Origin of the sequence: Ferruginibacter sp., assembly GCF_014377975.1 — a bacterium.
Taxonomy (GTDB): domain Bacteria; phylum Bacteroidota; class Bacteroidia; order Chitinophagales; family Chitinophagaceae; genus Ferruginibacter.
On sequence record NZ_JACMOO010000285.1, the window covers coordinates 1 to 14,046 of the forward strand.

At 38.5% G+C, this 14,046-nt stretch carries 12 protein-coding genes and 1 tRNA gene; 4 read left to right on the forward strand and 9 right to left on the reverse strand.

Features of this window, described 5'->3' with window-relative positions:
- Window positions 1–36 precede the first annotated feature (36 nt).
- The 4 genes from H7254_RS14690 to hscB form a co-directional block, all read right to left on the reverse strand.
- Window positions 37–780 (reverse strand): hypothetical protein, encoded by a 744-nt coding sequence (locus tag H7254_RS14690; protein WP_301933674.1) that lies wholly within the window; start codon window positions 778–780, stop codon window positions 37–39.
- A 14-nt stretch (window positions 781–794) separates the two neighbouring features.
- The gene (locus H7254_RS14695; RefSeq protein WP_301933675.1) at window positions 795–1,874 is read right to left on the reverse strand and encodes a site-specific integrase; all 1,080 of its coding nucleotides are present in this window, start codon (window positions 1,872–1,874) and stop codon (window positions 795–797) included.
- Window positions 1,875–2,068: 194 nt separating this feature from the next.
- A tRNA-Leu gene (locus H7254_RS14700) sits at window positions 2,069–2,152 on the reverse strand.
- A gap of 27 nt (window positions 2,153–2,179) precedes the next feature.
- Entirely contained in the window at window positions 2,180–2,659 is a 480-nt protein-coding gene (gene hscB, locus H7254_RS14705) for a Fe-S protein assembly co-chaperone HscB (RefSeq protein WP_301933676.1), read from the reverse strand.
- 121 nt (window positions 2,660–2,780) lie between these two features.
- Here hscB and H7254_RS14710 point away from each other — a divergent pair, with 121 nt between their 5' ends.
- Entirely contained in the window at window positions 2,781–3,983 is a 1,203-nt protein-coding gene (locus H7254_RS14710; RefSeq protein WP_301933677.1) for an NAD(P)-dependent oxidoreductase, read from the forward strand.
- 80 nt (window positions 3,984–4,063) lie between these two features.
- The gene (rnhA, locus tag H7254_RS14715) at window positions 4,064–4,531 is read left to right on the forward strand and encodes a ribonuclease HI (RefSeq protein WP_301924218.1); all 468 of its coding nucleotides are present in this window, start codon (window positions 4,064–4,066) and stop codon (window positions 4,529–4,531) included.
- Window positions 4,532–4,853: 322 nt separating this feature from the next.
- Here the strand turns inward: rnhA and H7254_RS14720 are convergent, their stop codons facing one another.
- Both H7254_RS14720 and H7254_RS14725 read right to left on the reverse strand, forming a co-directional pair.
- Complete coding sequence (locus H7254_RS14720) at window positions 4,854–7,073, reverse strand: radical SAM protein (protein ID WP_301933678.1); 2,220 nt, start codon at window positions 7,071–7,073, stop codon at window positions 4,854–4,856.
- Between the two features lie 135 nt (window positions 7,074–7,208).
- Entirely contained in the window at window positions 7,209–7,982 is a 774-nt protein-coding gene (locus tag H7254_RS14725) for a DUF4197 domain-containing protein (protein ID WP_301933679.1), read from the reverse strand.
- 93 nt (window positions 7,983–8,075) lie between these two features.
- Between H7254_RS14725 and H7254_RS14730 the strand changes: the two genes are divergently transcribed.
- On the forward strand, window positions 8,076–9,227 hold the full coding sequence (locus tag H7254_RS14730) for an FAD-binding oxidoreductase (RefSeq protein WP_301933680.1): 1,152 nt from the start codon (window positions 8,076–8,078) through the stop codon (window positions 9,225–9,227).
- A gap of 4 nt (window positions 9,228–9,231) precedes the next feature.
- Here H7254_RS14730 and H7254_RS14735 read toward each other — a convergent pair whose 3' ends face one another.
- A complete protein-coding gene (locus H7254_RS14735; RefSeq protein ID WP_301933681.1) occupies window positions 9,232–10,506 on the reverse strand; it encodes a T9SS type A sorting domain-containing protein in 1,275 nt (424 codons plus the stop codon).
- 299 nt (window positions 10,507–10,805) lie between these two features.
- Here H7254_RS14735 and H7254_RS14740 point away from each other — a divergent pair, with 299 nt between their 5' ends.
- Window positions 10,806–11,624: a glutaminyl-peptide cyclotransferase gene (locus tag H7254_RS14740; protein ID WP_301933682.1), complete on the forward strand. Its 819-nt coding sequence runs from the start codon at window positions 10,806–10,808 to the stop codon at window positions 11,622–11,624.
- 86 nt (window positions 11,625–11,710) lie between these two features.
- Here H7254_RS14740 and H7254_RS14745 read toward each other — a convergent pair whose 3' ends face one another.
- The gene (locus H7254_RS14745) at window positions 11,711–12,265 is read right to left on the reverse strand and encodes a hypothetical protein (RefSeq protein WP_301933683.1); all 555 of its coding nucleotides are present in this window, start codon (window positions 12,263–12,265) and stop codon (window positions 11,711–11,713) included.
- A 123-nt stretch (window positions 12,266–12,388) separates the two neighbouring features.
- A complete protein-coding gene (locus H7254_RS14750; RefSeq protein ID WP_301933684.1) occupies window positions 12,389–14,032 on the reverse strand; it encodes a hypothetical protein in 1,644 nt (547 codons plus the stop codon).
- Between the last annotated feature and the right edge of the window lie 14 nt (window positions 14,033–14,046).

Consider the following 14,046-nt stretch of genomic DNA (forward strand, 5'->3'; position numbering starts at 1 on the left):
AGATGCTATTTTATTTGAAGGCGCCCGCCGAGGCGCTCAGACCTTGCCATAAGGCGTCTTAAAAACTATTCTTTTCAATTTAGTAACTCTTTTACTTAATTCTGATTTACTCCTATTTTCTCTCATTTTTTTTATTGCCGCATCAAAATTATGTCCATACCTACTTTCAGCAAAAGACTTTAAATTATCCAGCTTGTTATCCTTAAAAAAATCGCTATCAGAAAGAAAAATGCAAAACACTGCGCATGTATATTTGTCCTTACCTAATATCCACTGGTTGACATTAGCTTGTAGGGTTTTTTCATAATCAGAAAACACTCGTTGTTTATTAGCGGTAATAAAGGCTAAGGATTCCACTTCAGGTCTTTCAGACTTTTTAAACTTTATTGCCTTTTTCAATGACAATAATTTAGCAATGACAGTATTTACGAAAGACAAATTAAGGTTTGCGTTAGGCAAAGGCCAATAATCCTTAGGTTCGTTTATTAAATATTGTTGTAATTCCGCATTAAATTTTTGAGCATATTCATGGGCCTTATTTAGGTAACGTTCAACCCGTTCATTTTTCATTTTGTTCGAATCGTACAAGCCTAAATTATCATCAATTTCTGCCTCAAATAATTTTAGGTATTGCATTAATCGAAAATGTTTATTGGGGCTAATAATAATTTCGCCATCGTTATAAGGGTGTTTGTGCCTTATCTCTGAAATTTCTTCCATAGTCGTATTCAGTAGCTCATTATAAAAATTAAATTCTCCTTCTGTGCTTAGTTGTGCCATCTTACTGTTTGGATTTACAAATCAAAATTTAGTTTATCTGTTCCCTTCTGTTTCATTTCCTCGGCTGCTTGGACATAGCGCATTGTCTGTGCAGTGCTTGAATGCATCAATAATTTTGAAGTGGTTAGTATATCAACGTCATTGAAGATTAGGTTTGTCCCATAGCTGTGCCTTAGATTGTGCCAAGTAATCTTTTTTTTGATCTTTGCTCTTTCAACCCACGCTTTAAGTGTTTTGTTTGCCCCGTTTGCCGTTGGAAGGTTAAACACTTTCCCTCCCGGCAATCCTGCTTCACCTAATAACTTGATTGCAGTTTTATTTAATGGTATAGTATAGGAATTGTTTTCGTCTTTTAGTTTTGATCTAACAATTTCCAACTGGCTACTATCAAATTTTATTTTATCCCACTTCAACTGTTTTATATCAACCCATGCAAGTCCGGTAACAGTGCTGAACAAGGCAGCCCGTTTCACTTCGCTGCTTTCTGTAAGTGTTGCGGCTAAGGTTGCTATCTCAGCAAGAGTCAAAATATCCTTTTTGTTTGCCTTGCCTTTGGCCTTTCGTTCAACCTCATCCAAAATGTTTGATTTTAAAAAACGTTTCCGGTATGCGTTTTTAATCATCTTTTTAAACCGGTTGAAGTATGACTTCGCACCTTCGCCGGTGCTCTTTGATTGCAGGTAATCTATAAAGTCCTCAATCAATAAGGCTGTCAGGTTTCCAAAGGTTAACCCGGATTTTTTTTCCAAGACAAGGAAAGCAGAAAACCTATTTAAAACACCCTGCATGTTTCGTTTGTCTTTTTTCGTGTAGGCATCTACGTAAGTTTGCATCCAAACAGTAATGATCGTCTTTTTTGCAGCATCACTATCCATGTTGTAATTGTTGCCCTCAAGTTCAATGGCCCTGGTTAACCTTATGGCTTCGCCCTGCTGAAGTAGTTCTTTGTTGCTCTCTCTGTCACTTAGGTTTGAAGGCTTTGCAAGTTGCAGGTGCTTTAATGTTTCAATCGTGTGCTTGCCATCTTTATAAATATCTAACCTTAAAGAAGTGGTGCCATTTGCATTTTTTCGCTTTCTTAATGTTACACTCATTTGACTTTGGTTTGATTTTCTTTTCCCTAAGGTATGAAATATTATTGAATAAATGTACCTCAAGGTTCAAATAAGGTACAAGAAATGAGAAATCAATGTATAATCAAAGGAAATAAAAGGAAAGTGAAATAGTTGAAAGGCTTGCCAGTGCTACGTTTTCAGGCATAAAAAAACCTCCTAAAAAGGAGGTTGAGTGCCCACGAAAGGAATCGAACCTTCACACCCTTGCGAATGGCAGATTTTGAGTCTGCTGCGTCTACCAATTCCGCCACATGGGCATTTGTTTAACGGGCTGCAATATTACGTTAATCATCCAATCTGTCCAAAATACGTTGCAAGTATTTTTTCTTAAAATAATATTCCTTTACTTTTAGTAATTCGGCGGTGGTAATTGCAGCAGCATCATACTGTTCAATAATGGATTGAACACCGGAATAAATATCTTTTTCAAAGTCATTAATCGCCGTGGCTGACTCAGCCGTAAGCTCTTCATTCAGCTCCATTACTTCCATTAAAAAATCAGGTGGTAACAGATATTTTTCTTCCTCTTCCAGCAGCCCTTTTAATTGCAATAGATATTTTATAGTGCTGTCTTTATCCTTCAAAATTTTTAATGCCTTGTTAACGGCAGAAGATTTTTCCAGCGCTTCTTCCTGTTCAGCTTCCGTTGCCTGTGTAAAATAATCGGGATGGTATTTTTTTTGTAATTCAAAATACTTTTTTGCCAACTTGCTTTTGTCAACATTCAGACTTACCGGCAGATCAAATAATTCAAAATAATTCATACAGCAAATGTCAACTTACAAATATCAAATTCCAAATTATAAGTAATTGAATTTTGCAAACAGCTTCAATTGATGAAAGTGTATCAGTATAAACAATAACTTGCCGTTTTAAAACTACTGCATGTTAAAAATAGGTTTAATAAGAGAAGGTAAAATTCCTTGCGACAGCCGGGTAGCCCTTACACCGGCGCAATGCAAGTGGCTGCACAAAAATTTTAATGATATACGGGTAACCGTTCAGCACAGCAGCAGCCGCTGCTATAGCGATAAAGAATATCAACTGGCAGGCATAACGGTGCAGGAAGATATGAGCGATTTCGATATACTAATGGGCATTAAGGAAGTGCCGGTGAATATGCTGATAGATAAAAAAACCTACTTCTTTTTTTCGCATACCAAAAAGCTGCAACCTTACAACCAGGCAATGATAGAGGCGATTGCTGCAAAAAAAATTACATTGATTGATTATGAATGCCTGGAACATGAAGATGGCACAAGGATAATCGGCTTTGGTTTTTTTGCGGGCATTGTGGGGGCGCACAATGGTATGATGGCCTATGGTAACCGCACCGGCCTGTTTCAATTGCAAAGGGTTAGTACAGTAAACAGTTTTCAAAAACTGATACATACTTATTTTGGATTAAAAGTACCCGTAATAAAAATAGCGGTAACGGGCAGCGGACGTGTGGCACATGGTGTACTTGAAATTATGAACCTGCTGGGTATACACGAGGTGGAAACAGATGAATACCTGCAAAAAAAATTTACCTACCCGGTATATGTTCATTTAAAAGGAGCTGATCTTTATGCTCACCATCAAACCGGCCTATACAATCGCGATGATTTTCACCTTCAGCCAAAACAGTACCGGTGTAAATTTATCAACTACGTGGGCGAAACTAATATTTTATTAAATGGTATTTACTGGAATAAAGATATCCCCCGGCTGTTTGAACTGGAAGAGATGGCAAAAGAGAATTTCAACATCACAACCATTGCCGACATTACCGATGATATACATGGATCTATACCCTGCAATTTGGGCGACAGCACGATTGAAAACCCGGTTTATGGTGTGGATAAAAATACGTTTAAACGCACGTTGCCTTATGCAACTAACTCCGTAGATGTAATGGCAGTGGGCAATTTGCCCAACGAATTGCCCAGGGATGCCAGCCGTTATTTTGGCGAACAGCTAATAAAATTTGTATTGGATGGCGTACGAAAAGGTGGCAACGAAACCATTGATAAAGCCACGATTATTAAAGATGGTTTATTAAATGAACCGTTTAGTTATATGCAGCAGTATGTTGCTGAAGGATGAACAGTACAGAAATTACTGGAACAGGCCGCTACCTTTTGCTACAGGTGTAATTTATTGTTTACAAATTTTTAATATTATTGATGCAGAATAAAATTCAACTTTATACAGATGGCTCCTCCCGGGGCAATCCCGGCCCTGGAGGGTATGGTGCTCTTTTATTGTTTGGTGATCACCGAAAGGAATTGTCGCAGGGTTTTCGCCGTACTACCAACAACCGCATGGAACTGCTGGCAGTAATTGCCGGGCTGGAAGCCATTAAAAAAAATGAACTGCCCGTGACTGTTTTTTCTGATAGTCAGTACGTGGTAAATTCTGTTGAAAAAGGATGGCTAAAAACCTGGATAAAAACAGATTTTAAAGGAGGCAAAAAAAATAAAGATCTGTGGAAAAATTATTATGAACTGTCCAAAAAATTTACCGTCAATTTTGTTTGGGTAAAGGGTCATGCCAATAATCCTTTCAACAACCGTTGCGATGAACTTGCTACGGCTGCTGCGGATGGAAAACATTTGTTGGTAGATGTTGGCTATGAAGAAGCTGCAAATTAAGAATATGAATTAATAGTAAAGTTGATCGGGAAGAATTACATTAATTTTCCCTCCACATCGTTAAACCGTACAATGGGTTTTGCCGCATGCGGATTTCCGGTATCTTTCATTGCAAACTATCACATGTTGCTTCCTGCATTGTAATTTGTTGAAGTAAGTTGTTCATATTTATAGATCAGTTTCTCAAAGTATGGTGCAAATACCTATTGACCGTTTACTGCCATCCACTTTACCACTACCTATTTTTACAAATTAGTTATTCTTTGTACTGGTCGATATTTACTTCTGATAAATTATTGGTGACTTTAAACCTGCCTTCCAATCACAGTTGCAGCAATCCAAAACGGTATAAACTGTTCACGGGTTTGTTATCCCAAAAAAGCTCAAAGTCCTCCAGGGAGTGGGCTTCATAGCTTTCTTTCACTTCCTGTTGTGTATAAATTTTGCTGTTATCAACAGATAATTTTTCCAGCATACCTGCCAGCCAGTTTCCCTGTTGTTCGCTTACTTTTATGCTGGTGGTTTCTTTTTTATTTTGAAAAATCAGTTCAGCCATTGGCCAGTGATTACCCTTTTTTGATTTGATAAAATGTACAACCGCAGGCTTGTGTCCAAGCCATATAATTTTTGAAGCAGGCTTTGTTGCACTGGTTTCCACCTGTTCCAGCGCATTTACAATATAGTCTGGCGCTACCGTTGTTTTAGGTATCTTAAAATCAAACCATTTTTGCAGGGGATAATCAAAGCAGGTACCGTGCATGTAATTGAGCAACGATTTTTTTAATCCAAAACTATATGTTGGATGATCAGCTCCCGTGGGATCTGTATGCTCAATATCGTTGTTGGCAAAACTGCCGATGGCATCGCTTACTTTTTTTACTTTATATTTTTGTGGATTCAGCCCCACAGGGCTATGTGCCGTCATGGTAAACTGGTGCCAAAAGGCAGACTGCAGAATACCCGCTTCAAACAACTGCCTTACCATTTCCAGTGAGTCAATTGTTTCCTGGGCTGTTTGCGTTGGAAAACCATACATCAGGTAAGCGTGTACCATAATACCTGCATCAGAAAAATTTTTATTAACCCTTGCCACCTGTGCTACCGTAATTCCTTTTTGTATCAGCTCGAGCAAACGGTCAGATGCTACTTCCAGGCCGCCGGACACCGCAATGCAACCCGATGCTTTTAGCAACAGGCACAGGTCTCTTGTAAAACTTTTTTCAAACCTTATATTCGTCCACCAGCTTGCTGTTAATTTCCTTTTTATAATTTCAATGGCCAGGGCACGCATTAAAGCCGGCGGTGCAGCTTCATCTACAAAGTGAAAACCATTTTGCCCGGTTTGCGCAATGATTGTTTCCATCCTGTCGCAAAGTAGTTTTGCTGCAATGGGTTCGTACAATTTTATATAATCTAACGAAATATCGCAGAAAGTGCATTTGCCCCAATAGCAACCATGTGCCATGGTGAGTTTGTTCCAGCGGCCATCGCTCCATAAACTGTGCATAGGGTTAATCACTTCAATGGCAGAAATATATTCATCTAAGAACAAATCACTGTAGTCAGGCGTGCCTACCTGTCCTTGTTTATAATCTGTACAAGCCGCGTTATTGATGTAGTTAACCCGGCCATTTACCAATGTAAAAGTTCGTTTAAGCTGTTCAATGTTTATTTTACCGTCCAGGTGCAATAATAAATTTTCCAGCGGTGCTTCGCCATCATCCAACGTTATAAAATCATAAAATTCAAATACGCGTGCGTCTGATAATGAACGCAGCTCCGTATTGGCAAAACCTCCGCCCATCGCTACTTTTACGCCTGGGTAATGCTTTTTAATAAATTGCCCGCAACGAAGCGAAGTATATAAATTACCAGGGAATGGTACAGAAATGGCTACCAGCGCAGGTTCAATTGCATCCATTCTTTTTTTCAGAATATCAGTCAGTATGGTATCAATATAAGTGTGCTCGGCCTGCAGTGCTGAATACAATTCATCAAAGCTGTTTGCACTTCTCCCGAGTTTTTCCGCATACCTGCTAAACCCAAAATGTGTATCTACACATTCCGTTATCATATCACTCAAATCTTCCAGGTACATGGTTGCAAGGTGCTTTGCTTTATCCTGTGTGCCCATGCTTCCAAAAGCCCATTTTAAATCATCAAGTTGCGCAAAGCGACTGGCTTCCGGCAAAAAATCCCTCTTGCTAATCTGGTGTGCCAGGGTTGGATTTTTTCCCTGCAGAAATAAAATAACCGCATCAATGGTATTGATATAATCCTTTTGTAAAATAATTATCCTGCCGGCATTATCAGACCAGTCTTTTCCTGACTTTTTGATGGATTCAAATAAATGGATAAGTCCCTGTTTACTGAAAATAGCAAGGGTTACTTCAATACCAAGATCAGCCTGGAATGAACCGATGTGTTTTGTATTTAAAAAACCTTTCAGATACGCAGTAGCGGGATAAGGCGTATTTAACTGGGTAAATGGGGGTGTTATTAAAAAAACAGGCGTGCTCAAATGATGTGTATTTATCTGCAAAAATATCGGTTAAAAATTAAATAAAAGATGATGATGTATTGTGGGGATTTAACCTGCCAACGCATTTACTTAAACCGCACAAAAAAAGCATTACCTTTTTGTAATGCTCTTAAGTATCTATATTATTTAAAATAATTATTTACTTCCAAAAACTGATTTTAAAATACCGGTAACTTGTGCCGCAGGGTCTTTTCTTATTTTTTGTTCTTCTAAACTTATGTTTAAAAATAATCCACTTAAGGCTTTTTCAGTAACGTAAGCAGTAAGGTCGGGATTAACTTTTTTTGCAGAAAACCTGTTATAGTTGGTAAATACATCTTTCCAGTATTTGGTGGCATCTACTTTAACAAGGCTGGCTTCAATTACCGGTCTAAATTTTTCGGTTAGTTCCATGGTGGTTGTTTTTCTTAAATAGTCGGTAGCTGCAAAATCGCCTCCCTTTAAAATCTGCAATCCATCAGTAACACTCATTTGTTTTATGGCATTGAAAAAAATATTTCCAACTCCACTGGCAGCATCTTCTGCTGCCCTGTTCATGGATAAAACAGCCTTATCTACCATGCTTCCCAAGCCCACATTGCGCAGTGTTTTTTCTGCCTGTTGTGCTTCGGGAGGCATTAAAATTTTAATAGCAGCATCACCAAAAAAACCATTTGCCTTACTTAATTTTTTACTGCTGCTGTCTGTACCAACCCTTAAAGCTTCTTTTAATCCGGCAATAATATCATCGTTGCTTAAACCTTTTCCCAGGCTGGAAGAACCATTACCCGGATTAATATTATCCAGAATACTTTTACCGGAAGTGCTGTCTTTTTTTGTTACTTTATTCAACAGGCCTTTTAAACCCTGAGCCTGTGTGGTTGCAGTAAAAAGCGCTATGGTAATAATTGAAGTAATGATTTTTTTCATATAATATTTTGATTAGTAAGATAAAATTAGCACAGTAAGGGTTAATATGCTTATTTAGTTTTTATCTTTATCCCTTTTAACAATTTCAATAGCATGGCACAAATATCGTTTTGGGAGAAAGAAAGTTTTTTTGCACCACAGGATGTAATTATCGTGGGCAGCGGTTTTGTAGGTTTGTGGAGTGCGTTGCATCTAAAATTAAAAAAACCTGGATATAAAATTACAATTCTTGAAAGAGGCTTTATTCCTACAGGTGCAAGCACCCGCAACGCAGGCTTCAGTTGCTTTGGCAGCCCCGGCGAGTTAGTGGCTGATGTGGCAACAATGGGCGAAGATAATATGTGGCAACTGGTAGAAATGCGGTACCAGGGTTTGCAGCAAATAAGAAAAAATTTTACCGATGACGCAATTGACTATGATGCGTGCGGCGGGTATGAATGCTTTTCAAAACAATCTGCAGACTGGACCGAATGTACCGACAAACTTAACTGGCTAAATAAGGGTTTACAAAAAATTACCGGCGATGAAAATTTATTTAAAATAGCCGATGAAAAAATCGGCGCATTTGGATTGAAGGGCTTTGATCATCTGATAGAAAACAAGCTGGAAGCAGGTATACATTCCGGTAAATTAGTGCAGGCTCTGTTACAAAAAGTACAGGGCTTAGGTGTGCAGGTATTAACCAATATTGAAGTAACTTCTTATGAAAGCCATTACAATGGAGTACAACTACACACTTCTGTTGCGGGTAGCCCGGAAACGAATATCCCTTTTACGGCAAATCAATTATTGCTTTGCACCAATGCGTTTACAAAACAACTGCTGCCACAAGCCGATATTATACCAAACCGTGGACAGGTACTTATTACGGCTCCTATTAGTAACCTTCTTTTAAAAGGAACATTTCATTTTGACCAGGGCTATTATTATTTTAGAAATGTAGGTAACCGCTTGTTATTGGGTGGCGCAAGAAACAAAGATTTTGATAAGGAGAATACACTGGAAATGCAGACTACACCTATAATACAGGCTGCATTAGAAAATTTTATACAAGAACATTTATTACCGGATACAACCTACACTGTTACAGATTCATGGAGCGGTATCATGGCCATGGGTCAGCAAAAAACTCCCTTAATCCTGCACATTGAGAACAATATATTTTGCTGCGTCCGGATGGGTGGAATGGGCGTGGCACTGGCCCCAATGGCCGCACAAAAAGTTGCTGAGTTAATGAGCAGTTGATAGTTTATTCTTTGATAAGTTTTTTTGTAATCCTGGTAGCTCCTTCCTGGATACTGAGTATATAAACACCTTTGGCAAGCCCCGCAGTATTAATATTTGTTTTTGCTGAAATAACTGTACCACTGTAAACTTTATTTCCCGTTACATTAAAAATATTGATTGTTTTTAAAACAGATGCTTTTAATTCACCGATGTATTCAATTGTTACAATTGACTGCAACGGATTAGGATATATTTTTAACCCGGCAAATGGTTGTACAGCAACCGTGGTATCAATAGCAGGTAAAGCCCCGCCCTGGGCCAGGGTGCTGTCGCAGGCAAAAGAAAGCAGGAATGAATTGCGTATATTATTTTCAGCAAACAAGGCCCTCATTCTTATTTTTTGACCTTTGGTAAAAAGGTTCATACAATCATCGTTTGTAAAATCCATAAAGTTCATATACATGTCGCCGTTGCCGTTTGGAGAGCAATTGGTTACATGCGGAAACGTAGGGCAGCCATAGTTATAATACTGCTGAACAGGCGTATCGTCTACGTCGTCAGTACCGCAGATGGCATCGCCCCAGATATGTTTCAACCCAAGCCAGTGGCCTGTTTCGTGGGTAGCGGTGCGGCCTTTATCGTAAGGAGAACGTACATTGCCAGTGGTTCCAAAAACATCATACGATATCACTACACCATCCGTAGCTGCAGGGCCGCCAGGAATGCTAGAGTAACCCAATGTCCTTCCACCCATATTACAAACCCAGATGTTGAGGTAGCGTTTACAGTCCCATGCATCATCACCACCCTGGGCTGCATATTTCATGGCATCCTCGGGAGAAAAAAAATCTGTTTTGGTGTATTTTCTTATGATGCCTGTTGTTCTTCTGCCCTGCGGATCAACCTGAGCCAGACAAAACCTGATCCTGGTATCAGCAACCAGTGTTGCAAAAACTGTAGGGGTATTTATTCTATCTGCATTTAAATTACTGTAATCATTGTTTAACACAGTAAGCTGCGACTGTACCTGGGCAAGGCTTATATTCTGAATGGATGTATTGTATAAAATATGTATTACTACGGGAAGGTTAATAATTTCATCTGCTACAATATCTCTGGCCGCACTATTATTTGAAACAGCCGTTATTTGTGCAGCCGCTTTATTAAAAGAATTTTTGATGAAAGGATCAGTAGTAATTAATTGCTGGATATACCCGGCGGTACCACAATTGCGCTGTGCCTGCGCAACAGACATCTCCAGCATAAAAAATAAAATAAAGACGGATGAAAATTTCATAAACCAAAAATTTGAAATGCAAAAAGATAATTTGGCTCATGGGGATACAATGATACTGATCAAGGGTATTGGAGATACGGGCATTGGCCGAACAATAGAAAAGGTGGAATTTATAATCTCAGAATAAACAGCAGACGGTATTATTTAATGGGAGTAATTTGTAATATCCGTTTCAGAGATACCGTAAAAGTAAGGACAATTTGCTTGCCGGCAAAAAATATTTACATTTTTTTATTACAATGATGGCATTAAACCTGTTATGCTTTAGTATTTTTGCCTTTAAACCGAATTTAATTTTGATGACAAAGTATTTACTATTTGCAGCAGTATTGCTGCTTACTGCCTGCAACAGCAACAACAATGCTGTAGAAACAACCATTACTGAAACGCCTTTAACCGGTATTGCCGCACCACAAAATATAAACTTAAATATTATTGGTATTTATCCCCACGATACAAGTGCCTACACGCAGGGACTTGAGATTTATAATGGTAAATTATATGAAGGAACGGGGGATTATGAAACCTCTTCACTAAGAATCACTGATATTAAAACCGGAAAGGTAGAGCACAAACACATGATGGGTACCAATAAAATTTTTGGCGAAGGCATCACAATTTTTAATGATAAAATTTACCAGCTTACCTGGCAAAGCCATGTGGTAAATGTGTATGACCTGAATAATATTGATCGGCCCATAAAAACATTTAACTGGCCATATGAAGGCTGGGGTATTACACACACGTCAACCGAATTAATCATCAGTGATGGCTCTGCCAATTTATATTTTGTAAACCCCGATAATTTTAAAATAAGAACCACCACCCAGGTTACCGATAATATCGGGCCGGTAAATAACCTTAACGAACTTGAATTGATTAACGGCTTTGTATTTGCCAATGTATACCAGTCGGATACTATTGTAAAGATTGACCCTGCAAACGGACATGTGGTGGGCAAAATAGATTTGTCCGGCTTAAAGGATCAATATTTTAAAAACCTGTTAGTTCCGGAAAGAACCGATGTGCTAAATGGTATTGCCTATGACAGCACTACCAAAAAGATATACATTACCGGAAAGCGCTGGCCCAAAATGTTTGAGGCGTTTATAAATTGATGACAGCATCAGTGAATGAAAACGGAAGTTATATTACTGCTGTATTTTTTTATTTAAAAAAAGAGAAAGTTCCTGTTCTACATAACCTACGGCGTTATAACATTACCCAATAAATTAAATCCGTACTGCGATAAATAAAGCACAATTATTGACAAACCAACTACGCCTAAAACAATTGCCCAAATCCACCACTGACTTTTTTTAGTTATTTCTGTTTCGTCAAAATAGCCGGTCATTTGTGTAGAGGTTGTTTCCTTGTCGCCTACCAGTAATGCGTGTTCTGTATGTTGTCTTATTACGGTTTGAGCAGCCACAGTGGGTAAAAAAAAACTGTTTACCTTCCGGGGAATAAAATCAATGGCACCTTGCCCATTTTTTATAAAGTCCCCCACCCCTTTTAAGGTCACAATTCCTTTTTCATCAATGTCTTTTTTTATCAGTTCACTGAATGCAGTAAACTCGTTAAATACATTTTCATCAGCCTCCTGCGAAGCAGAAAAAACAATAGATGGCAACGGCGCTTTTATCTGTGCGTTCACTAAATCATGCTCAGCTGAAAGGCTGGTTACAGCAAGTGTACCAATACCGGGTAAGCGGCAGGTTTTATTCAGAAAAAGTGTTGGTGCAATGATGTATTCCATGGTAAATGTGTATTGTTCAAAGATAGGAATATACCATAAAAGACGATTATAGAAATAAGCAGTGCTTATCTGTTGAAAAAAATACTGTTAAACAAACCAGCGCTGTTCTTAATCAAAAAAAAATTAAAACTTAAGTATGATCCCAGCCAACACGCCGGTTCCGTAAACTTCGTACCCATACCAGCGCTGGTATTTATTGTTTAAAATATTATTGATATCCAGCCAGGCGCTTATTTTTTTATTAATCGTTACTTCAACGCCTGCACTCAGGTCGGCTGCGCCGCCTAAGGTTTGATTTATATTACCGGGCAACAGGTAAGCCGATCCGGTATATGCAGTAAAATCACTTTTAATCATTACCTGTTTAAACGCCCACCAGCGCAGGGATGCATCAATTTGCAATGGTATGGTGCCCCAGGCCTTCGCATTGTCATGCATGCCGGTATAGCCATTAAAAGTAAGTCCGCCGGTAATCGTAAATTTATCCTGGTTTATATAACTCAAATCGCCATGTATACGCAGGTCGGCCAGCTTACTTTCGTTGCTAACTTTAAACGATTTGGAATCAGAACCTATGGCAGTATCATTTATAAAGAAAGGCAGGTTTTTATACCTGAGCACGCCACCCTTGGCACTAAAATTAAAATGTTTACCAACAGATGCCTTGATGCCCCCATACAATTCAGTTTCTGTTGTATTGAGTTGAGGGGAAGTTAGCGGCGACAGGTAAGGATTGATAGCGGTTAAATTCTGATAACTGTTTTTAATAAACCGGCCAGTAAAACCAGCCTGCACCAAAAATGATTTATCAGGTATTTGTGCCTCGCCGTAAAAATTGGGTAGTACACTTAACTTACCATTATCCCAGGCAGGTGTTAACCCGCCATGTAACGATAACTCCGGTGTTGTATAAATTAATTCAGGTGCAATTGAAAAAATATTATTGCTGAATTTGATATTATCAGGCATGTAATTTTGAGTGGTATAGCTGGTTATGTCCGCTTTGGCAACCACTTTTACTGAAAAAATATCTCCCAGTTTTTTTTCTACCGGAGCCTCTATCAGCAAAGAACTTTCGGTTAATTTTTTCTGGTTAGTAAAAACATTGATCTCTATATTAGGGTTGTAATTAATATCCTGCTCATTTACATCTTTGTTGCGAAAGCCTCCCTTCAATTTAACATCTGTTAACCGCTGCAACAGATCGCTTTTATTGTAATTGTGCAGCGCATGATCGTAGCCGTATAAATAGTAATCATTCTGACTAATACCAGCACTGCCATACACTTCAGCCTTGTCTGTAAAATAACTACCGCTTGCTTTTAGGTTCATCTTGCTATAATCCTGGTTCTTGATTTTACCTTTTGATGAAATATAATCAGCATACACATTTACTAAACTTTCTTTGCCGTCGCCAAAACTAAATCCCGCATTAATGTACGGTGTTGAATAGTTACCAAAGCCTGCTTTCAAAAAATTACGGGAACCCATATCCAGACTGGTATCCTGTGTTAAAGCCAACGGTTTTAAAGTCATTGGCTGATAAGTATAAAATAAATTTTGTGCTGGAATGGCATACGGTGAAACCTGTCTGACCGTATCTGCGGTTAAATTGGTAGCCGAAAAATTAATTTTAACTGCGTTGCGCAATACGGGTTTATAGCTGGAAGTAATATCAATGCTTTGCTTTTTAGTGGTATCTCTTTGAGCAAAACATGCCATTGCCGGTAAACAAAATAAACCTGTTATTATACTTTTTGTACGCATAGTAATGTATATAT

What these genes read in the sequence shown, in the direction of transcription:
- H7254_RS14690 (WP_301933674.1), bottom strand. Translation starts at nt 780, where the DNA reads ATGGCACAACTAAGCACAGAAGGAGAATTTAATTTTTATAATGAGCTA.
- H7254_RS14695 (WP_301933675.1), bottom strand. Translation starts at nt 1,874, where the DNA reads ATGAGTGTAACATTAAGAAAGCGAAAAAATGCAAATGGCACCACTTCT.
- hscB (WP_301933676.1), bottom strand. Translation starts at nt 2,659, where the DNA reads ATGAATTATTTTGAATTATTTGATCTGCCGGTAAGTCTGAATGTTGAC.
- H7254_RS14710 (WP_301933677.1), top strand. Translation starts at nt 2,781, where the DNA reads ATGTTAAAAATAGGTTTAATAAGAGAAGGTAAAATTCCTTGCGACAGC.
- rnhA (WP_301924218.1), top strand. Translation starts at nt 4,064, where the DNA reads ATGCAGAATAAAATTCAACTTTATACAGATGGCTCCTCCCGGGGCAAT.
- H7254_RS14725 (WP_301933679.1), bottom strand. Translation starts at nt 7,982, where the DNA reads ATGAAAAAAATCATTACTTCAATTATTACCATAGCGCTTTTTACTGCA.
- H7254_RS14730 (WP_301933680.1), top strand. Translation starts at nt 8,076, where the DNA reads ATGGCACAAATATCGTTTTGGGAGAAAGAAAGTTTTTTTGCACCACAG.
- H7254_RS14735 (WP_301933681.1), bottom strand. Translation starts at nt 10,506, where the DNA reads ATGAAATTTTCATCCGTCTTTATTTTATTTTTTATGCTGGAGATGTCT.
- H7254_RS14740 (WP_301933682.1), top strand. Translation starts at nt 10,806, where the DNA reads ATGACAAAGTATTTACTATTTGCAGCAGTATTGCTGCTTACTGCCTGC.
- H7254_RS14745 (WP_301933683.1), bottom strand. Translation starts at nt 12,265, where the DNA reads ATGGAATACATCATTGCACCAACACTTTTTCTGAATAAAACCTGCCGC.
- H7254_RS14750 (WP_301933684.1), bottom strand. Translation starts at nt 14,032, where the DNA reads ATGCGTACAAAAAGTATAATAACAGGTTTATTTTGTTTACCGGCAATG.